Raw genomic sequence first — 18,997 nt, 5'->3', positions numbered from 1 at the left:
GGTGCGTCCTGTCCGGTCGCGCCGCCGGCAGCCCCGGCCCCCTGTGCGGTGCCCTTCACTCAGAGGACGTACATCCCGTACAGGCTGTACGCCATCATGCCGTCAGGCCCTCACGAGACGTCCGACGTCACCCTCACCGGTTCGGTGTCCGGTGCGCTGTGCCGCTCGGCCCAGTTCTCCAGGGCGGTGCGGCAGGCGTGGTCGAGGTGGTGGAGACCGGAGAGGTCCACCTCGATGGGGCGGTCCTGGGGCAGGGACTCCAGGTTGTCGAGGATCTTCGGCAGACGCAGGAAGGTCGCGTTGCCGGACAGGTACGCCTGGATGGGACCGGCGCCCTTGTCTATGACCTCCAGCTTGATGTGCGAGGCCTCCCACGCCGTCTTGACGACCGAGAGGGCCAGGCCGATCAGGACGCCCTCGAACATGTTCACCGCGACGATCGACACGGCGGTGACGACGAGGATCAGTGCCTCACCGCGGTGCGCCCGCCACAGGCCGGCGATCTCCCGGAACGGGATCAGCTTCCAGCCGGCGTGGACCAGGATGCCCGCGAGGGCCGGGATCGGGATGAGTGCCAGCGTGGCGGGCAGCAGCGCCGCGAACAGCAGCAGCCACACACCGTGCAGGACACGGGAGGCCTTGGTCCTCGCGCCCGCGTGGACGTTGGCCGAGCTGCGCACGATCACCGCGGTCATGGGCAGCGCGCCGAGGGCACCGCACACCGCGTTGCCCGCGCCCTGGGCCATCAGCTCCTTGTCGTACTCGGTGCGCGGCCCGTCGTGCAGCCGGTCCACGGCCGCCGCGCTGAACAGGGACTCGGCGGAGGCGATCAGCGTGAACGCGACGATCGTGCCGAGGATGCCGATGTTCGCCAGCTCGCCGAAGGCGTCGAGTCCGGGTGGCTGGATGGAGTCCAGCAGGCCCTTCACCTCGACGGTGGCCACGGGGAGGCTGAAGGCGAACACGGCCAGCGTGGCCAGGACCACCGCGGCGAGCGCGCCCGGCACCGTCTGCGCCTTCCGGGGCAGCCGCTTCCACAGCACCATCACGGCGATGGTGGCCGCGCCGATCGCGAGCGAGGCCATCGCCTCGGTGCTGCTGAGCGCCTCGACGGCCGCCCCGGGCAGTCCGGCGATCTTGTCGAGGCCGGTGGCGGGGGCCTTCATGCCGGCCGCCGCGTACAACTGGCCCGCGATGATCACGAGCCCGATGCCGGCCAGCATGCCCTCGACGACGGACACGGAGATCGCGCGGAACCAGCGGCCCAGCTTCAGGGCGCCCATGGCGAGCTGGAGCAGGCCCGCGGCCAGCACGATGACGCCGAGCGCGGGCAGCCCGAACTCGTTGACCGCCTCGAAGACCAGCACGGTCAGACCGGCGGCGGGGCCGGACACCTGGAGGCTGCTGCCCCGCATGAGTCCGGTGACGATACCGCCGACGATGCCGGTGACAAGTCCGAGCTCTGCCGGGACGCCGGAGGCGACGGCGACGCCCACGCACAGCGGCAGGGCGACCAGGAACACGACCAGCGAGGCGGCGAAGTCCTGCCTCAGGTGGGGGAATTTCGTCTGCATGGCCGTTCCCCCGCTCACAGAGACTCGAACGAGTCGGTGTCCGTACGGTGTTCGCGTACGGCTCCGGTGTGCACCTCGTAGTACCAGCCGCGCAGCCGGAGCCGGCCGGCCGCCAGACGCTGCTCGACGCACGGGTAGGACCGCAGCCGCAGCAGCTGTGCGAGTACGTGGGACTGCACGGCCTCCGCGACCGTCGGGTCGGCCGAGTCCTCGGCCTCCGGCTCGTCCGCGGCGTGCGCGAGCCAGTCCCGTACGGCGGGTACGGCGGTCAGGTCGTCGCCGCGCACCAGCGCGCCCACGGCGCCGCAGTGCGAGTGGCCGCAGACCACGACGTCCCGTACGCCGAGGACCTCCACGGCGTACTCGATCGTGGCCGCCTCGCCGGTGGGGCGGCCGGAGGCGTACGGGGGCACGATGTTGCCCGCGGTGCGCAGCTCGAAGAGCTCACCGGGGCGGGCGCCCGTGATCAGGGCCGGGACGACCCGGGAGTCGGAGCAGGTGATGAACAGGACGTCGGGGGACTGGCCTTCGGCCAGCCGGGCGAACTCCTCAGGGCGCTGTCCGAACGTGCGGGCGTTGTCGATGAGGGGCTGCATGTGGTGACTCCTCCTGGCGCGCCGTGCGGCGCGTCGGGCTGACAAGACAGAGCGTGGGGGGACGGACTCTGCTGCTCAGCAGCGGAAGACCTGAAGTACGGCCGGGGTGTTGGCCTGGGGTCTCGCCGCGTGAGGGTGCGCGGCGGCGGGTGTGACCGGCTCGTGAGCGGCCGCCGGATCCCCCTCCAGCGGCGGGCGCCCGGGTGCCTGGAGCACCGGGTCGGCCGGACGGTTCCGGTCACGGGTGGGCCGGGGGCCGGTCGGGCTCCCGGAGCTGTCGCACGTGCCGTGGCTGACGAACTCCTCGCGTACCGCCTCGCCCGTAAGTCCTTTTCCGGGCTCGCCTTTGGCCTCGGCCTGACGGAGTGTGTGCGCGGATGCGAAGGAAGCCGCCGGAGCGAAGAACGGCAGGGAGAGCAGGACGGCGGCGAGGAACCCGACGCAGGTCCTGGCCGTCGTACCTCGCAACATGTGCCTCCCTCCGAGTGGTTGGCGGTCTTGGGCTCGTCAACAGATGGTCAACGGCGGGTCAAGAAGAACGTTAACCCGGCGAAGTTGTTTGCAGGGTTAACTTAACGTTTCAGGCTGAAGAGAGCCTGAAAAGCATGGCAGGGGTGGCGTGAAATGACCCTTGACCTGGGGGAGTTCAGCGCACGGACGGCACTGGGGCGGGACGGCACACATCAGTTCGGGGTGGGCCGGTGGGCGTGTTGCGTGACGCTGCGTCACTCGGCGGTGCGGGCGGCGCCGGTTGGCCCACGGATCGGCGTCCGTTTGCCCGCAGGTGTCCCCGCGTTCGCCGCACACCAGGGGCCCCGGGCGAGTGTGCCCGGGGCCCCTGGTGTGCGGCGAACGCCCTTGGTGCCGGGGTGGGTCCCCTCAGTGCTCGACGAGGCCCTTGGCGTCGCGGGCGAGGGCGGTGAGACGGGAGATGGCGCGGAAGTACTTCTTGCGGTAGCCGCCGTTCAGCATCTCCTCGCTGAACAGCTGGTCGAAGGGCAACCCGGAGGCGAGGACCGGTACTTCGCGGTCGTAGAGCCGGTCCGCGAGCACGACGAGCCGCAGGGCCGTCGACTGGTCCGGGACGGGCTGTACGTCGGTGAGGCACACGGCCGCCAGACCGTCCGTGAGCGCGCCGTACCGGCTCGGGTGGACGCGCGCCAGATGGTCCAGCAGATGCGGGAAGTCGTCGAGCGAGGCGCCCCCGGTGGCGTACGCGGCCTTGGTGACCTGCTCGTCGGAGTACGGCGCCGGGGCCTCGGGCAGACCGCGGTGGCGGTAGTCCTCGCCGTCGATGCGCAGCGCGCGGAAGTGTGCGGACAGGCCCTGGATCTCGCGCAGGAAGTCGGCCGCCGCGAACCGGCCCTCACCGAGCTTGCCCGGCAGCGTGTTCGAGGTGGCGGCGAGCGCCACACCCGCGTCGACGAGCTTGCCCAGCAGGGTGGAGACGAGCACGGTGTCGCCCGGGTCGTCCAGCTCGAACTCGTCGATGCACAGCAGACGGTGGCCGGAAAGGGTCCGGACCGTCTGCTGGAAGCCGAGCGCGCCGACCAGGTTCGTCAGCTCCACGAACGTCCCGAAGGCCTTCAGAGAGGGCTCGGCCGGCGTCGCGTGCCAGAGGGAGGCCAGCAGATGGGTCTTGCCGACGCCGTACCCGCCGTCGAGGTAGACGCCGCGCGGGCCCGTGGGCACCTTCGACGAGGCCTTGGCCCTGCCGAAGCCGAAGAGCCTGCGCCTGCCCGCCCCACCCGTGGGCGCGCCGCCCGGACCCGTCGCGAAACCGCTCAGCACCCGGACGGCCTCGGTCTGGCTGGGCTGGTTCGGGTCCGGGAGGTACGTCTCGAAGCGCACCGAGTCGAACCGGGGTGGCGGCACCATCTCGGCGACGAGCCGGTCCGCGGGGACATGGGGCTCACGTGCGCACAGGGACAGCGGGGCCGCTTCGGCCATACGGCTGATTCCGGACACGGTGGTGGAGGACGAGGACACGGTTACCGAGTCTAAGGGCCGTGCCACACTGCACGACATGCGACGCCTGTTCCCTGTGACCGAAGAGACACCGTCCCCGCGGGGGTACGAGGACCGCGAGTGGGGACTCGACGAGCTGGCCGAGGCGTACGCCTATCCCTCGGCGTCCGAGGGGGTCCGTGAGCCGTGGCTGCGCGCCAACATGGTGTCGACCCTCGACGGGGCCGCCCAGCACGACGGGCGTTCCCAGCCCATCTCCAGCCCGGCCGACATGCGGATCTTCGGCACCCTGCGGGGGCTCGCCGACGTGGTGGTCGTGGGCGCGGAGACGGTACGCAAGGAGGGGTACCGCCCGGCCCGCGCGCGCGAGGACTTCGCGGCGCTCCGGGAGGCCGCCGGGCAGGGCCCCGCGCCCGCCATCGCCGTGGTGAGCGCCAGCCTGGACCTGGACTTCTCGCTGCCCCTCTTCACGTCGCCCCTGGTCCCCACCCTCCTGCTGACCGGGGCCGCGGCGGCCCCCGACCGGGTGGCCACCGCCGAGAAGGCCGGTGCCCGGGTCGTGATCGCCGGTGACGGTATGGGCGTGGAGCCCGCCCGGGCCGTACGTGCCCTCGCCGACCTGGGCCACACCAGGCTGCTCACCGAGGGCGGCCCGCGGCTGCTGGGCCAGCTGGTGGCGGCCGGTGTGCTGGACGAGCTGTGCCTGGCGGTCTCCCCGATGCTCACGGCCGGGGATGCTCAGCGCATCGCCGGGGGGCCGTCCGTCGCCGTGCCCAGGCGCTACGAACTCGTGTCCCTGCTGGAGGAGGCCGGGTTCCTGTTCGGTCGTTACCGTCGAACCTGAGGGGTCGTGGGTGAAATGTGCCGTTCTGTTTCGGTTCCGCTGGGCACACTGGAACTCTCAGTCCCCGTCCCAGAAGGAGAAGGGCGTCTGCCGTGTTCACGAGCGTATTGATGATCGAGAAGGCCCTGACGTCCGCCGACGTGGAGTTCGTCACCACGCTGCACGGTGACGAGCAGGTCTCCTTCCAGGTGCTGCTCCAGCCCCGCGGGGACCAGGCGGACCGGCTGCTGCGGGCCATCGACGACCTCGCCCTCGGCGAGCTGGACGAGGCGACCCGCGAGGGCGAGACGCCCGAGGGGGAAGAGGCGCGGGAGCCGGGGCGGCGGGCGCTGGAGGTGTCCCTGCAGGCACTGCGGGCGGCGGGCAGCGAGGCGGAGGGGCGGCTGATCGAGGAACATCCGCTGGACGCGCTCAGGGCGCTGGTGGACGAGGTCGGGGCGGACGAGGTGATCGTGCTGACCGATCCCCACTACGTGGAGGAGTTCTTCCACCGGGACTGGGCTTCCCGGGCGCGGCACAAGGTGGGAGTGCCGGTGCTGAAGCTGTTCTCGCACGCCAAGGCTTAGGGGGCGCCGTTGGGGTGCCTGTTGGTTGTCGGGTGCGGGTTCGTCGTGGCTTGTCGCGCAGTTCCCCGCGCCCCTTGGCTGGATGGGTGTGGCTGCGGGTGTGTCAATGCGCCCTGGGGCACGCAATAGGCTGAGGGCTCGCCCTTGCAGCAGGGGCGCCCTCGTTGTCGTACCGATCTTGGGAGAACGCATGGCAGCCGGCCTTCCCACCTCCATGGACCGACCGCACTTCATCGGGATCGGCGGGGCCGGGATGTCGGGGATCGCGAAGATCCTCGCGCAGCGTGGGGCCAAGGTGGCCGGGAGCGACGCCAAGGAGTCCGCGACCGCCGAGGCGCTGCGCGCGCTGGGTGCGACCGTGCACATCGGGCACGCGGCCGAGCACCTGGCGGACGACGCGACCTGCGTGGTCGTGTCTTCGGCGATCCGCGCCGACAACCCGGAGCTGGCCCGCGCCGCGGAACTCGGCATCCCCGTGGTCCACCGCTCCGACGCGCTCGCGTCCCTCATGGACGGCCTGCGCCCGATCGCGGTCGCGGGCACCCACGGCAAGACCACCACGACCTCGATGCTGGCGGTGTCGCTGACCGAGCTGGGTCTGCGGCCCTCGTACGCGATCGGCGGTGACCTGGACGCCCCTGGCTCGAACGCCCTGCACGGCGAGGGAGAGATCTTCGTCGCCGAGGCGGACGAGTCGGACCGCAGCTTCCACAAGTACGCGCCCGAGGTCGCCATCGTCCTCAACGTCGAGCTCGACCACCACGCCAACTACGCCTCCATGGACGAGATCTACGAGTCCTTCGAGACCTTCGCGGGCCGCATCGTCCCCGGAGGCACGCTGGTGATCTCGTCGGACCACGAGGGCGCGCGGGAGCTGACGCGGCGACTGGGCGGCAAGGTGAGGACGGTGACGTACGGAGAGGCGGAGGACGCCGACGTACGGGTCCTCTCGGTCGTCCCGCAGGGGCTGAAGAGCGAGGTCACCGTGGTCCTGGAGGGGGAGGAGCTGACCTTCACCGTCTCCGTCCCCGGACGTCACTACGCGCACAACGCGGTGGCCGCGCTGGCGGCGGGCGTGGCGCTGGGCGTCCCGGCCGCGGAGCTCGCGCCCGCGCTGGCCGCGTACACGGGGGTCAAGCGCCGCCTCCAGCTGAAGGGCGAGGCGGCCGGTGTGCAGGTCATCGACTCGTACGCCCACCACCCGACGGAGATGACGGCCGACCTGGAGGCGATGCGCGCGGCCGCAGGCGACTCCCGCATCCTGGTGCTCTTCCAGCCGCACCTCTTCTCCCGGACCCAGGAGCTGGGCACCGAGATGGGGCAGTCCCTGGCCCTGGCCGACGCCTCGGTCGTCCTGGACATCTATCCGGCCCGCGAGGACCCGATCCCCGGCGTGACCAGCGAGCTGATCATCGAGGCGGCACGGGCCGCGGGCGCCGACGTCACGGCGGTCCGCGACAAGGCCGGGGCCCCGGCGGTGGTCGCGGGAATGGCGAAGCCGGGCGATCTCGTTCTCACCATGGGAGCGGGCGACGTCACGGACCTCGGCCCGCTGATCCTGGACCGTCTCGCGCAGCACAAGTAAGGGGTTGGCCTTCATGTCGTACGACGTAGAGAAGCCGGACGAGCAGTGGCGCGCGGAGCTGACCCCGGCCGAGTACGCGGTCCTGCGCCAGGCCGGCACGGAGCCCGCCTTCGCGGGTGAGTACACGAACACCAAGACCAGGGGCGTCTACTCCTGCCGTGCCTGCGGCGCCGAACTCTTCACCTCGGACACGAAGTTCGAGTCCCACTGCGGCTGGCCGTCCTTCTTCGACCCGAAGGACTCCGACGCCGTGGAGCTCCTGGAGGACCGCTCCCACGGAATGGTGCGGACGGAGGTGCGGTGCGCCCGCTGCGGATCGCACCTGGGGCACGTCTTCGAGGGTGAGGGCTACCCGACGCCGACCGACCAGCGGTACTGCATCAACAGCATCTCCCTGCGGCTGACGTCGGACGAGGACTGACACCGGCCTGCCCGTCGGCTCGCGCCGTCGCTCTCCCGACCGGCGGCCGCCGTCCTCTTGTGGTGGGGGCGGCAGGCGCCCTCGTGGGCACGGGATGAGACGTGCAGCGGGTGCGGACGCCGGGAAAGTCCGTTGCGGTCGGGGCCCGTGTCACCCGACAGTGGGCCCATGACGACCCCCACCGCCCTGCCGACCGGACTGACCGTGCGTCCGGCGGCTCCCGATGACGCGGCGGCGGTGTGCGCGCTGCTCAACGAGGTCGACCTGCTGGAGATCGGCCGGGCCGACACGTCACTCGCCGAGGTGCAGGCCGACCTGAAGCGCCCCGAGGTGGATCCCGAGCGGGACTCCTGGCTGGTGTTCGAGGGCGAGCGGCTGGTCGCGTACGGGCTGGTGTGGGACGACTCCGGCGGCGAGCGGATCGACATGGACCACTACACCCTGCCCGGCCGGTCCCAGGCCGCCCTGCACCTGTTCGACCTGATGGAGGCCCGGGCCGTGGAGCGGGCCGCCGGCAACGGGGCGGCACGGGCCGTGGTGCACCTGCATCTCAACACCGCGCCCACGATGGACCTGGATGCCCTGCGCGGGCGGGGCTGGCGGACGGTCCGCCGGTACCACGTGATGGATCGTGGGATCGATCCGGTCCGCGACCCGTTGCCGGCCGCCCCCGACGGTGTGACCGTGCGCGCCTGTCGCGCCGAGCCGGACCGGCGGCGGGTCCACGCGCTGCTCCAGGAGGCCATGACCGACCACTTCGACTTCCAGCCGCGTACGTACGAGCAGTGGCTGGACGACATCGACGGCGAGAAGACCGACTGGTCGCTGGTCTGGATCGCGCACGTCGACGGCCTCGGGGACACGGCGGTGCTGCGCAGTCACAACGACCGCGCGTCCATGGCGTGGATCGGCAACCTCGCCGTCCTGCGCCGGGCCCGGGGCAGGGGGCTCGCCGGGCACCTGTTGCTCCATGCCTTCGGGCACTACGCGGCGCTGGGCCGGGACCGGATCGGCCTCGGCGTGGACACCGAGAACAGCAGCGGCGCGCTCGGCCTCTACGAGCGGCACGGGATGACCCTCGACTACGCCGTGGACACCTGGGAGCTGGTCCGGCCCGTTCCCTGATGACCAAACTCCCGTACGGATTACGCACTCCCGTAAACGCCGGGATCTCCCCGGACCGCTTCGGCTGCATCGACATCCGCACCCACCCCATACGACAACGTCGGCCTTCAAGACCACAACCAGGTCTTGAAGGCCGACGTCACACCGGGCCCCGAATCAACCAACGGCATCAGGAGTGGGTGCGGGGCCCCGAGAGCGTCGGCGGCAGGTGGCCGTGCCGCTCTACGGCTTGCGGGCTATCGCCCCGTACATCGCGATGTCCTCGTCGCGGATGTTCTGTTCGCCCGTACCGTCCGGGTGCCACTTGTGGACCTGGACGATGCCCGGCTCGACCAGTTCGAGACCCTCGAAGAACTCATGGGCCTCGTCGATCGTGCGCAGCCGCATCGGCATGTTGCGGGCCGCGTACTCGCGGGCGACGCGGCCCACCTCCTCGGGAGCGAACTCGGCGGTGCCGATGGTCATCGCGAGGTAGCTCCCGGAGGGGAGCGGGTCCAGAAGACGGCGGACGATACCGACCGCGTCGTCCTCGTCCAGGACGAAGTGGACGATCGCGATCACCGTCAGCGCGACCGGCTTGCCCAGATCGAGGGTCTCGCGGAACTCGGGTGAGCTGAGGACGGCCTCCGGGTCCTGGAAGTCCGCCTCGATGTACGCCGTCTTCCCCTCGGGCGTGCTGGACAGCAGGCCCTGGGAGAGGGTGAGGACGATGGGGTCGTTGTCCACGTAGACGACCCGGGACTCGGGTGCCACCGACTGGGCGATCTCGTGGAGGTTGGGTGAGGTGGGGATACCGGTGCCGATGTCCAGGAACTGGCGCATCTCCGCCTTCTCGGCGAGCCAGCGCACGGCACGGTTCATCCAGTCGCGGTTGGCCCGCATATGGGTCGGCAGGGCGGGCCACTCCCGCGCCATGGCGTCGCCTGCCTCCTTGTCGGCGGGGTAGAAGTCCTTGCCACCGAGGATGTAGTCGTAGATGCGCGCGGAGTGCGCGTTCTCGGTGTCGATCCGGTCGGCCGGCCATCCGTTCTCGGGCAACGCCGTCCCTCCCATTCGAAGTCGTGGTTCTCAGTGAACGCTCGATAAAAACAAGGGGGTTCAGAGGAGGAAGTCGGCGTCACCCGCCTTCACGCCGGTGAGGAAGCTGGTCATCTCGTGGGGGGTGAAGACCAGTGCGGGGCCGTCGGGGTCGGTGGACTGGCGGATCGCGACGCGGCCGTCGGCGAGCTTCTTCGCCTCCACGCAGGCGCCGCCGGCGTCGTCGCTCCAGGGCTTGGACCAGCCCTGCGAGCCGAGGTCGCGGGCCGGCATTCCGTTGCGTACGGAGTCGGAGGTGCAGTGGTGTGTGCAGCGGTGCGTGGGGTGGTGCATGTGGTGGTGCATTAGAGCTCCTTGCGTAGGGCGCCGAGGATGACCTCGGTCTTTCTGGCGGGCGCCGCCTGGGCGCCCAACCGGTCCAGAGCCTCGCGGTAGACCACGACGTCGTCCGCCTTGTCCAGGTACACAGCGCCGACCAGGCCGCTGAGATAGACGATGTCGGGCAGTTCGGGGGCCCGGAACCGGAAGAGATGGAACGCGCCCGCGCGCATGGCGGGGTGCGGACCGTTGCTGAACCGCATGATCTGCAGGGTCACATGCGGCAGACGGTTGAGCTCGATCAGATGGTCCACCTGCTCGCGCATCACGCCGGAGCCCCCTACCGGCCAGCGCAAAACCGTTTCGTCCATGACGATCCACACGCGCGGTGGATGCGGGCGGGTGAGGAGTTCCTGGCGCCGCATGCGCAGCGCCACCCGGCGTTCCGTGGCCTCGGAGGAGGCGTGCGGGTTACCGGCGCCCAGCAGGGCGTGCGCGTACGCCTCGGTCTGCAGCAGCCCGTGGACGAACTCCGCCTCGTACGCGCGGATGTGGAGGGCGGCCTGCTCCAGGCTCAGATAGGCGGCGAACCAGTCCGGCAGGACGTCCCGGTAGGTGTGCCACCAGCCGCGCTTGTTGGCCTCGCGGACCGAACTCAGGAAGGTGTCGATCTCCTGCTGGTCGCGGACGCCGTAGACCTGGAGCAGCTTCTCGACGTCCGGGAGCCGGAGCCGGGCCACCTTCGCGGCCTCCAGCCGGCGGATCGTGGAGTGGCTGACTCCGATGGCCGCGCCCGCCTGTTCGTACGTCAGCCCGGAACGCGTACGCAGCTCTTCCAACTGCCTGCCGAGGATCATGCGCAGCACGGAGGGAGCACCGCCCCAGTCGGTCTCCGCGGTCACGCCGTCACCCCCTCACGCTTTCACGCCGGGCTTCGAGGTCGCAGTCTGTCACGATCACCGGTCGACCGGGGGAAGCATGCACCCAACAAATTGCAATTTTCAACTTGCCGGTTGCGAGCCGTTGTTGGCAGGTGCCACAGTGGTCATACCGTCACCGTCCGGTGAACCAAGAGGCCGAGCCGCTCCGTAGGGGGAGATGGGGCTGCGACCTGGGGTTCTTCGCTGTGAGTCGTCCGCATGTCGTGACGCTCTCGCAGGGATCCCCGACCGGTGGGGACGGTGTGGCACGGCACTGCCCGTGGTGCGGCACCGGCACCGACCAGGTGCGAAGGCAGACGAAAGGCGAACGGCGATGGCTCCGCCCTCCCTCCCCCAGCCTTTGGGCCGATTGCCTGGCGAACCCCCGTCGTGGGACGACGACCAGTCCTGGCACCAGTACCCCCGGCAGGCCGGCAGACCTCAAAGCGCCTACGGGCCCGAGGTGTTGGGCCTGCCCGCGAGCCCGGCGTCGGTGGGCCTGGCCCGCGCGGCCGTGAAGGAGCTTCTCGGCTCCTGGGGCGCGGGACGCGAACTGTGCGGGGACGCCGTCCTGGTGGTCTCCGAGCTCGTCACCAACGCGCTCACGCACACGGGGAGTGACCGCGTCGTATGCCGGCTGCGGGTCACCGCCGACCGCCTGCGCATCGAGGTCGAGGACCAGAACCGCGGCGGTACGCTCCCGGAGCGGCGCGAACCGGACGACGACGACCAGAACGGCCGCGGCCTCATGCTGGTCGGCGCGCTCACCACCGACTGGGGCGTCGGCAACGGCACCCAGGGCTGCGTGGTCTGGGCCGAACTGGCTTGGGAGTCGGCCGAGTTGCCACTGGGCGCCACCAGATCTCCGTCACGGGAGGCCGAGTCGCCGACGGGCGAAACGGATTCCTCCGGGTGGGCGACCGAGCCGTCGGCGGGCGAAACGGATTCCTCCGGGTGGGCGACCGAGCCGTCGGCGGGCGAGACCGAGTCTCCTGGCTGGGAGGCCGAGTTGCCGACGGGTGAGGCTGGTTCCCCTGGGTGGGGGACCGGGGCGCCTGCGGCTGAGGCCGGATCTTCTGGCTGGGCGGCCGAGTCGTTGGCCGGTGGGGCCGGGGTCCCTGGGCTGGAGGCCGAGCCGGACCGGATCGAGGCCCCGGCGACGGTGACCGAGTTGCCCACGAAGGGGGCTGGATCTCCTGGCTGGGCGGCCGAGTCGTTGGCCGGCGGGGTCGGGTTCCCTGGGCTGGAGGCCGAGCCGGACCGGGCCGAGGCCCCGGCGACGGTGACCGAGTTGCCCACGAAGGGGGCTGGATCTCCTGGCTGGGCGGCCGAGTCGTTGGCCGGCGGGGTCGGGTTCCCTGGGCTGGAGGCCGAGCCGGACCGGGCCGGGTCCCCGGTGCGGGTGGCTGAGTTGTCGGCGAAGGGGGCCGATTCTCCTCCTGGGCCGGGGAGCGAGTCGCCTACCGGCCGTGCCCAATTCACCAGTTGGCAGGGCGAGTTGCCGACCAGCGAAGCCGAGGAGTCCGCGTGGGGCGTCTGCTCGCCCTTACCGGAGGCGTCGGTGGGTGCGGTTCGGTCGGGTAGAGCGATACCGGTCGCGGACGGAGGCGTGCCGTCCTTGGCGGCGGCGTCCGTTCCGGCCATTCCCCGACCGAGGGTCACGTCTCCGGACGTCACCCGGCCCGTTCCCCGCTCGGCCGAAGGGCACCTGCCGCATGGAACTCCAGCACACCCCTGACCTGCGGGCGCACGAGCTCTCCGCGCCCTGCCCGCGCGGTCCCCGACCCCGGAGGCTGCTTCTGCCTCTGGGGCTGTCGGCCGGGCTGGGGTACGACGCCGTGGGGACATCCCGGGAGCACGGGCAGCGCATCATGGAGTGCCTGCCCCGGGTGGGGTGCGTCTTCGCCGACGACGAGCGGTGGTGGTGGATCGTCCCCGCCGGCTCCGACATCGGTGTCACCTGGCCCCCCGGCGTCACCTACGCCGTCGGAGCCCGGATGGACACCCGGGTGCCGACGGACACCACGGGCGACCCCATGTCCGGCGGACCCCACCTGATCCACAGTCCCGACGGCGACTCGCCCTACACCCCGCCCATCCCCCTGTACTTCCTCACCTGCCGCCTGACCGGCAGCGCCCCGCACTGGTCGCTCGGCTCCGCGAACTGACCGCGCCTACAGGAGCGCGCCTACAGGAGAAGGGCCTCGGCTTCACCGCCGGGCCCTTCACTCCGCTGCCCTCAGGGACCGGTCGTCGCCAGTCGGGCCGCCGCCTGGGCCCTCGCCGCCTCCAGGACCGCGAGGAGCACCGTCTTGCTGGACCCCCGGTCGCGGACGTCACAGAGGACGACCGGTGTGGAGACGTCCAGGTCGAGGGCCTGGCGGACCTGCTCGACGGTGGCCTCGCGGCGGCCGTTGAAGCAGTTGACGCCCACGGCGAACGGAATCTCGCGCGCCTCGAAGAAGTCGATCGAGGCGAACGACGCGTCCAGACGCCGGGTGTCCGCCAGGACGACGGCCCCCAGGGCGCCCGTGGACAGGTCGTCCCACATGAACCAGAAGCGGTCCTGCCCGGGAGTACCGAACAGATAGAGCACCAGCTCCGGGGAGATCGTGATCCGCCCGAAGTCCATGGCGACCGTGGTGGAGATCTTCCGCTCCACCCCCGCCAGATCGTCCACGCCGACACTCGCCGTGGTGATCCGCTCCTCGGTCTCCAGCGGGCTGACCTCGCTCACCGAGCCCACCATGGTGGTCTTGCCGACGCCGAACCCGCCCGCGATGAGGATCTTCAAGGCGGTCGGCATGACCGGCTCAGAGCTGACGGATACCATCCATCACCCTTTCGATGAGTTCCACGCTCGGCTGCTCGCTCAGCCCGGGCGGGGACTGGACAATGATCAGCTCGGAGTTGAGCAGGTCGCCGCAGAGCACCTTCACCACGCTCACCGGCAGATCCAGCTGGCCCGCGATCTCGGCCACCGCCACCGCGCGGTCACGGCACAGCGCCAGGATCGACATCGACTCCGGCTCGAGATGGTCGTGGTCCCACTCGTGGTCATGCCGTGAGACGACCAGCGTGATCAACGTGAAGTGATGCTGACTGTGGCGTGTCCGCCCGCCCGTGATGGCGTACGGCCGGACATGGCGCCCGGCCTGGTCGTCGTCGAGCCATCTCGGTTCACGCATCCTGTACGTAACCGGCCGGGGCCTCCACGCGTGGTGCGGCGGACAGGTACTTGCCCACCTGCTTGACCAGCGTGCCCATCTCGAACGCCATCATCCCGACATCGACCTCCTCGGAGGCGATGGCGGCGAGCCGGGCACCCCGGCCGGCGGCGGTGACGAAGAGGAACGCACGCTCCATCTGGATGACCGTCTGCTGGACCTCTCCGCCGTGGAAGTGGCGGGCCACGCCCCGGGCGAGGCTGTGCATGCCCGAGCCGACCGCGGAGAGGTGCTCCGCGTCGTCCCGGCGGATGTCCTTCGACTTGCCGATGAGGAGGCCGTCCCCGGACAGCACGACGGCGCAACGGATCTCCGGTATCCGCTCCACCAACCCGTCCAGGAGCCAGTCCAGTTGGGGACCGGGGTGTACCTGCTCAGTCATTCCTGAATGTTCCTCACAGTTAGTCGGCGCCGGGGGGAGCGCCGGTCAAGTGGCGCGTCGGGGATGCGCCAAGTCGTTGGGGCGCCCGGTGCGCCCGTCAGGGGGCGTCGGGGTCGCGCGGTGGCGGCGGTGCCTCTCGGTCGTCCGTCAGGTCCGGCTCACCGTCGGAGAGCCGGGCCCGCTTCAGGCCCTGCTGGATGGCGATCATGGCGCGGGCCGACGCGTCGGGGGAGAGGCCGGGCTCCTCACCGTCGCCCCGCTTGTTCTGGTGGGTCGCCTCCTTGCGCAACTGCTGGGCGAGGCTGGCTCCCCGGGTCCGCTGCGGCAGGACCGTCGGGGTGGTCAGGGGGCCCGATGAGGTCTGCGCCGGGTTCGCGGCGGGGGTGGCCGCGGACCGGAGGGTCTCCCCACCCGGCTGTGCGCCGGCACCGGGTCCCGTACCGCGGGAGGTGGCCGTGGTGTCGAGTCCCGCCGACGCGGTGAGCCCGGCACCGTGTCCCATGCCGGAGACCGTGCCGGAGACGACGGTCGTACCCGAGAGAACCCCGGTACCCGAGACGACTCCGGTACCCGAGACGACTCCCGAGCCCGAGCCCATACCGGCACCGGCACCATGTCCCGCACCCGCACCGACTCCCGCGCCCGGCTGGGCCACGGACCCCGCCTGCGGACCGGGCCCGGGCCGTGCGCCCTGAGCCCCGGGCTCGGGATGACGGGCGTGGTGCGCGGGGTGCTCCTGCGGCGACGTCCATGTGGTCGTACCGGAGTTCCGGGACGACGGATCCTCCGGCACGGGAGGCAGCAGACCCGCGCCGCCGTAGTCGGGGAACCCGCTGTAGTCCGGCATCCGCGTGTGCGTCAGGACATCCCCGGCGGAGGCGGAACCCACGGCCGCACCGGCGATCACGGTGCCCGTGGCCGGTCCGGCGCCCACACCGGCGAGCGCGGTCCCGCTCACCGCCGAGGGGACACCGGCGCCCGCCGGCCCGCCCGCCGCGAGGCCGGCCCGCTCGCCCGGCCCCTGCGTGACCTGGTTGGCCGCCGCGGCCGCCGACTTGAGCTGGTCGAGGACCGGTGTGTCGATCTCCTCCAGCAGCTCCGCGGGCAGCAGGACGACGACGAGGGTGCCGCCGTACACGGACTCACGCAGCTCGACCTTGATCTTGTACCGCTCGGCGAGCCGCGCCACCACGAAGTGGCCGAGGCGCGGGTCCTCGCCCAGCGCCGTCATGTCGACCTTCGGCGGGTGCGCCAGCAGCTCGTTGGCCTGCTCCCGCAGCTCCTCCGGCATCCCGAGGCCGTGGTCCTCGACATGGATCGCGAGTCCCTTGGCCACCTTGGTGGCGCTGATGAACACCTGGGTGTCCGGCGGCGAGAAGCTCGTGCCGTTCTCGATGAGCTCGGCGAGCAGATGGGTCACGTCGGAGACGGCCCGGCCGGCCAGGGCGAGGCGCCGGTCCGTGGGGACGTTCTTCACCTTGACCCGGGTGTACGACTCGGTCTCCGCGACCGCGCTGCGCATCACGTCGGTGATGGAGACGGGCGCGGTCATACGGCGGCTCGGCGGGGAACCGGAGAGGATCACCAGGTTCTCCGCGTGCCGCCGGACACGGGTGGCGAGGTGGTCGACCTTGAAGATGTCCTTCAGCAGGTCGGAGTCCTCGTGCTTGCGCTCCAGGTCGTCCAGGAGCGAGATGAGGCGGTGGATCAGGATCTGCGTACGGCGGATGAGCTGGGCGAAGACCTTCTCGGTGCCCTCACGGCCCAGGTTCTGCCGTACGGCGGTGTCGGCGGCGACCCGGCCCAGGTGCTCGATGGCCGCGCCGAGCCGCTCCATCTCGTCCGTGGTGTGGTGGCGCTGGGGTGCGACCGGCTGAGGCTCGATGCGCTCGCCCCGCTCGATACGGGCCAGCAGCTGCGGCAGCCAGATGCCGGACAGCTCCTCGGTCTTCTGCTGGAGTTCGGAGAGCCGCTCCAGCGCCGAGCGGCGGCCGCGCAGCGCCAGCAGCGCGCCGCCGAGGAGGGCGGCCAGCGTGGCGGCGGTGCCCAGGAGCAGGCCCAGCAGCAGGTCGTCGGCGCGGTCCGAGGCGGAGTCGCCCACCCCCCGCACCGAGTCGGCGCCCAGTGTCTGCAGGTCTCCCACCACCCGCTCGGCCGAGTCCGGCCACGCCTGGGCCTGGCGGGGGAGGGCCGTGCCGCTGCCACCCTCGACGTCGTCCTCGAAGACGCCGACCAGCGTCCACTGCCGGCTGTCGGTGATCTCCCCGTAGGAGGCGGCCCCGCCGACGGGCAGGTCACGGGCGTTCAGCGCGGACCGCAGCTCCTGCTGGACCGCCAGGTACTGCACGAACCGGGCGCGGGTCGCCGCGCTCATCTTCCCCGAGGGCAGCGCGGCCGAGATCAGCGCGTCCTCCCGGGAGAGCATCTCGGCGAGGCGGATGACGGCCGTGGTGGCGGCGCCGGTCCGCGAGAGGGGCCCGTCGTCGCTGCGCAGGGCCGCGGCGATCACGCCGGTGCCGTCGGTGACGGCGCCGGTGAAGTACTGGAAGGTGTCGGCGCTGCTCAGGCTGCGGTCGTCGATCACCTCCCGCCGCTCCGTCAGGTTGTCCAGTGCCTCGTCGAGTTTCTCGCCCGCGCTCGTCAGGGCCGAGGTGTCCAGCCCGGAGGAGGACCTGGTGCGGTACGAGGCGACGGCCTTGTCCGTCTTCTCGCGGGCCGACTCCAGGTCCGTACGGGCGGAGCCGGCGCCGTTCGCCTGCCAGACGGCGGTGAGGCGGCGTTCCTCCTGCAGCCGGCTGATCAGGGTCTGCGCCGGACCGGCGACTTCGGAGGCGCGGTCAGTCTGGGCCCACAACTGGATCTGCTCGTCGACGAGTCCGGCCGCCGTGTAGCCCCACACGCCGGTGGCGAGGACCGCGGGCACGACGAACGGCACAACGAACGAGAACCGGAGATTTTTGCGAGGGGCGGACCGATGACGTGTCCGTCGGTCGCGGGTGCCTGGCATCTGATTCCTCGTACGACAGCGAAACACTGATGAACGGTTGGGGCGATGGTGCGCAGTGCCCGAGATCCCGCGCGCCGCCTTGACACAGCCGGGGCGATTGTCAGCGGCCGGGGTGAACCGTACCAGGCCAGCGGCCTACCGTCAGCATCCGCTTGACCACAACTAGCGGCACATTCACACCAGTTGACGAAGATCACAGGAGCGCGAGCAGCTTTGGGGTGTATAGTGCGCCCGCCGTTTTGATCCCGGCCACCGTGTCGAAGTAGATCGATGTCAGTTCGGCGTCCTGCCGCACCGCCCTCAGCAGGGACAAGCGCTGTTCGTGCGGCGTCAGTTGGGCGACTCCCAGGGTGGCCTCGTACCCCGGTGCGAGCGCGCTGTCGCGGTCCTTCCCGTATTCCTTCAGCGCCGCGTCGAGCTTCTCCGGGTCGTCCCCGAGGAGCCCTCCGGCGTGCTTCACCAAAGATTCCACTTGTAGGAACGCGTCGCTGATCCCGCGTGCGGTGATGGAGTCCTTGTGATGACCGGAGTCGCCGACCAGAACCCAGCCCGGGCCGGCCGCCTGCCGGAAGAAGTTCCGCTGGTCGCCCGTGCCGCGCAGCCGCTCGACCGGCTCCCTGCCCGCCAGGCGCGTGTACAGACCGGGCGCGGTGGTGCGGATCTGCTCCAGGTACGCGTCGAACGCGTCGGCGCGGACCTCCTCGAAGCGGGACTGCGGGAAGTACGCGAGGACCAGGGTCGCCCGGTCGTGGGTGGCCACGGCCGCCACCCACGCCCCGGCCCGCTCGTACAGTTCGAGGGTGGCGGGGACGTCCGTCCAGTACGCGTAGTAGGCGCAGGTCAACCGGGGGTCCTCGACCGTGTACGGGGCATCGACGAGTCCGGCGACCGTGGAGCGCATGCCGTCGGCGCCGATCACCAGCCGGGCGCGCTCGCTGAACGGCCGCCCGTCATGGCGGCCCTCGACGCCGATGACGCGGCCGGTCTCGTCGTACAGCAGGCCGGTCACCGCGCACCTCTCGCGGTACTCGGCACCGGCCGCGACCGCCGCCTCGACCAGGATCGCGTCCAGGACATGGCGCCGGGGCGCGTACCCGGCACGCTGGCCCTCTGTACCGCGGGCGCATCCTTCGAGCCGTATGTCCGCCACCTCGTACGACACCCGGTCCAGCGGCGGGCACCCGGTGGCGCGCACGGTGTCGAGCAGGTCCCAGCGGGCGAGGGCGGCGACGCCCGGCTGGTGGATGAGGTGGGTGGACAGGGTGTCGGAGCCGAAGGCCCCCTTGTCCAGCAGGAGGACCCGGTGCCCCCCACGGGCCAGCAGCATGGCGGCGGGGGCCCCGGCGCAGCGCGCCCCGACCACGATGGCGTCGAACATCTGGGTGCCTCACTAGAGGTGTCGAACTGGTAGGGGAGGGGTGTGGGG

Annotated in this window: 19 protein-coding genes; 7 read left to right on the top strand and 12 right to left on the bottom strand. The window is 71.2% G+C overall.

Annotated features, from left to right (window positions below; genetic code table 11):
- Nucleotides 1-110: 110 nt before the first annotated feature.
- From FNH04_RS21065 to zapE, 4 genes are all read right to left on the bottom strand, one after another.
- Complete coding sequence (locus FNH04_RS21065; RefSeq protein ID WP_152786509.1) at nt 111-1,574, bottom strand: SulP family inorganic anion transporter; 1,464 nt, start codon at nt 1,572-1,574, stop codon at nt 111-113.
- 14 nt (nt 1,575-1,588) lie between these two features.
- Nucleotides 1,589-2,170 (bottom strand): carbonic anhydrase, encoded by a 582-nt coding sequence (locus FNH04_RS21060; protein WP_152786507.1) that lies wholly within the window; start codon nt 2,168-2,170, stop codon nt 1,589-1,591.
- 75 nt (nt 2,171-2,245) lie between these two features.
- The gene (locus FNH04_RS21055; protein WP_194236756.1) at nt 2,246-2,641 is read right to left on the bottom strand and encodes a hypothetical protein; all 396 of its coding nucleotides are present in this window, start codon (nt 2,639-2,641) and stop codon (nt 2,246-2,248) included.
- Nucleotides 2,642-3,049: 408 nt separating this feature from the next.
- A complete protein-coding gene (zapE, locus tag FNH04_RS21050; RefSeq protein ID WP_152786518.1) occupies nt 3,050-4,120 on the bottom strand; it encodes a cell division protein ZapE in 1,071 nt (356 codons plus the stop codon).
- A 76-nt stretch (nt 4,121-4,196) separates the two neighbouring features.
- On the opposite strand from zapE, the gene FNH04_RS21045 reads away from it, so the two are divergent.
- The 5 genes from FNH04_RS21045 to FNH04_RS21025 all read left to right on the top strand — a co-directional run bounded on the left by FNH04_RS21045 (nt 4,197) and on the right by FNH04_RS21025 (nt 8,679).
- Nucleotides 4,197-4,982 carry a pyrimidine reductase family protein gene (locus FNH04_RS21045; RefSeq protein ID WP_152786505.1) on the top strand — a complete coding sequence of 262 codons (786 nt, stop codon included), beginning with the start codon at nt 4,197-4,199 and terminating at the stop codon, nt 4,980-4,982.
- 92 nt (nt 4,983-5,074) lie between these two features.
- Nucleotides 5,075-5,548, top strand: a complete 474-nt coding sequence (locus FNH04_RS21040) for an indole-3-glycerol phosphate synthase (protein WP_322723428.1) — start codon at nt 5,075-5,077, stop codon at nt 5,546-5,548.
- A 190-nt stretch (nt 5,549-5,738) separates the two neighbouring features.
- A complete protein-coding gene (gene murC, locus FNH04_RS21035) occupies nt 5,739-7,133 on the top strand; it encodes a UDP-N-acetylmuramate--L-alanine ligase (RefSeq protein WP_152786503.1) in 1,395 nt (464 codons plus the stop codon).
- Nucleotides 7,134-7,146: 13 nt separating this feature from the next.
- Nucleotides 7,147-7,554 carry a peptide-methionine (R)-S-oxide reductase MsrB gene (gene msrB, locus FNH04_RS21030; protein ID WP_152786501.1) on the top strand — a complete coding sequence of 136 codons (408 nt, stop codon included), beginning with the start codon at nt 7,147-7,149 and terminating at the stop codon, nt 7,552-7,554.
- Nucleotides 7,555-7,722: 168 nt separating this feature from the next.
- Nucleotides 7,723-8,679, top strand: a complete 957-nt coding sequence (locus tag FNH04_RS21025; RefSeq protein WP_152786499.1) for a GNAT family N-acetyltransferase — start codon at nt 7,723-7,725, stop codon at nt 8,677-8,679.
- 222 nt (nt 8,680-8,901) lie between these two features.
- Here the strand turns inward: FNH04_RS21025 and FNH04_RS21020 are convergent, their stop codons facing one another.
- The 3 genes from FNH04_RS21020 to FNH04_RS21010 are packed head-to-tail and all read right to left on the bottom strand — an operon-like array spanning nt 8,902 to nt 10,937.
- The gene (locus tag FNH04_RS21020) at nt 8,902-9,717 is read right to left on the bottom strand and encodes an SAM-dependent methyltransferase (RefSeq protein WP_152786497.1); all 816 of its coding nucleotides are present in this window, start codon (nt 9,715-9,717) and stop codon (nt 8,902-8,904) included.
- A gap of 60 nt (nt 9,718-9,777) precedes the next feature.
- Complete coding sequence (locus FNH04_RS21015) at nt 9,778-10,050, bottom strand: DUF397 domain-containing protein (RefSeq protein WP_152786514.1); 273 nt, start codon at nt 10,048-10,050, stop codon at nt 9,778-9,780.
- Nucleotides 10,051-10,061: 11 nt separating this feature from the next.
- Nucleotides 10,062-10,937, bottom strand: coding sequence for a helix-turn-helix domain-containing protein (locus FNH04_RS21010; RefSeq protein WP_322723427.1), 876 nt, complete (start codon nt 10,935-10,937; stop codon nt 10,062-10,064).
- Between the two features lie 388 nt (nt 10,938-11,325).
- Here FNH04_RS21010 and FNH04_RS47795 point away from each other — a divergent pair, with 388 nt between their 5' ends.
- Together FNH04_RS47795 and FNH04_RS21000 are read left to right on the top strand one after the other, a co-directional pair.
- Entirely contained in the window at nt 11,326-12,693 is a 1,368-nt protein-coding gene (locus FNH04_RS47795) for an ATP-binding protein (protein ID WP_228031529.1), read from the top strand.
- Complete coding sequence (locus tag FNH04_RS21000; RefSeq protein ID WP_194236755.1) at nt 12,671-13,123, top strand: hypothetical protein; 453 nt, start codon at nt 12,671-12,673, stop codon at nt 13,121-13,123. The genes FNH04_RS47795 and FNH04_RS21000 overlap by 23 nt, the downstream gene beginning before the upstream one ends.
- Nucleotides 13,124-13,194: 71 nt before the next feature.
- On the opposite strand, the gene FNH04_RS20995 is transcribed toward FNH04_RS21000, so the two are convergent.
- The 5 genes from FNH04_RS20995 to FNH04_RS20975 all read right to left on the bottom strand — a co-directional run bounded on the left by FNH04_RS20995 (nt 13,195) and on the right by FNH04_RS20975 (nt 18,949).
- Nucleotides 13,195-13,788, bottom strand: coding sequence for a GTP-binding protein (locus tag FNH04_RS20995; protein ID WP_152786495.1), 594 nt, complete (start codon nt 13,786-13,788; stop codon nt 13,195-13,197).
- Nucleotides 13,769-14,143, bottom strand: coding sequence for a DUF742 domain-containing protein (locus FNH04_RS20990; protein ID WP_152786493.1), 375 nt, complete (start codon nt 14,141-14,143; stop codon nt 13,769-13,771). The genes FNH04_RS20995 and FNH04_RS20990 overlap by 20 nt, the downstream gene beginning before the upstream one ends.
- Entirely contained in the window at nt 14,136-14,564 is a 429-nt protein-coding gene (locus FNH04_RS20985; protein WP_152786491.1) for a roadblock/LC7 domain-containing protein, read from the bottom strand. Before FNH04_RS20985 ends, FNH04_RS20990 begins: the two co-directional genes overlap by 8 nt.
- 97 nt (nt 14,565-14,661) lie before the next feature.
- Nucleotides 14,662-17,487, bottom strand: a complete 2,826-nt coding sequence (locus FNH04_RS20980; protein WP_194236754.1) for a sensor histidine kinase — start codon at nt 17,485-17,487, stop codon at nt 14,662-14,664.
- Between the two features lie 277 nt (nt 17,488-17,764).
- Nucleotides 17,765-18,949, bottom strand: a complete 1,185-nt coding sequence (locus FNH04_RS20975; RefSeq protein ID WP_152786487.1) for an FAD-dependent oxidoreductase — start codon at nt 18,947-18,949, stop codon at nt 17,765-17,767.
- Nucleotides 18,950-18,997: the final 48 nt, after the last annotated feature.

It is taken from the genome of Streptomyces phyllanthi, assembly GCF_009377205.1.
GTDB lineage: Bacteria > Actinomycetota > Actinomycetes > Streptomycetales > Streptomycetaceae > Streptomyces > Streptomyces phyllanthi.
This window is presented reverse-complemented; position numbering and strand designations above follow the sequence as displayed.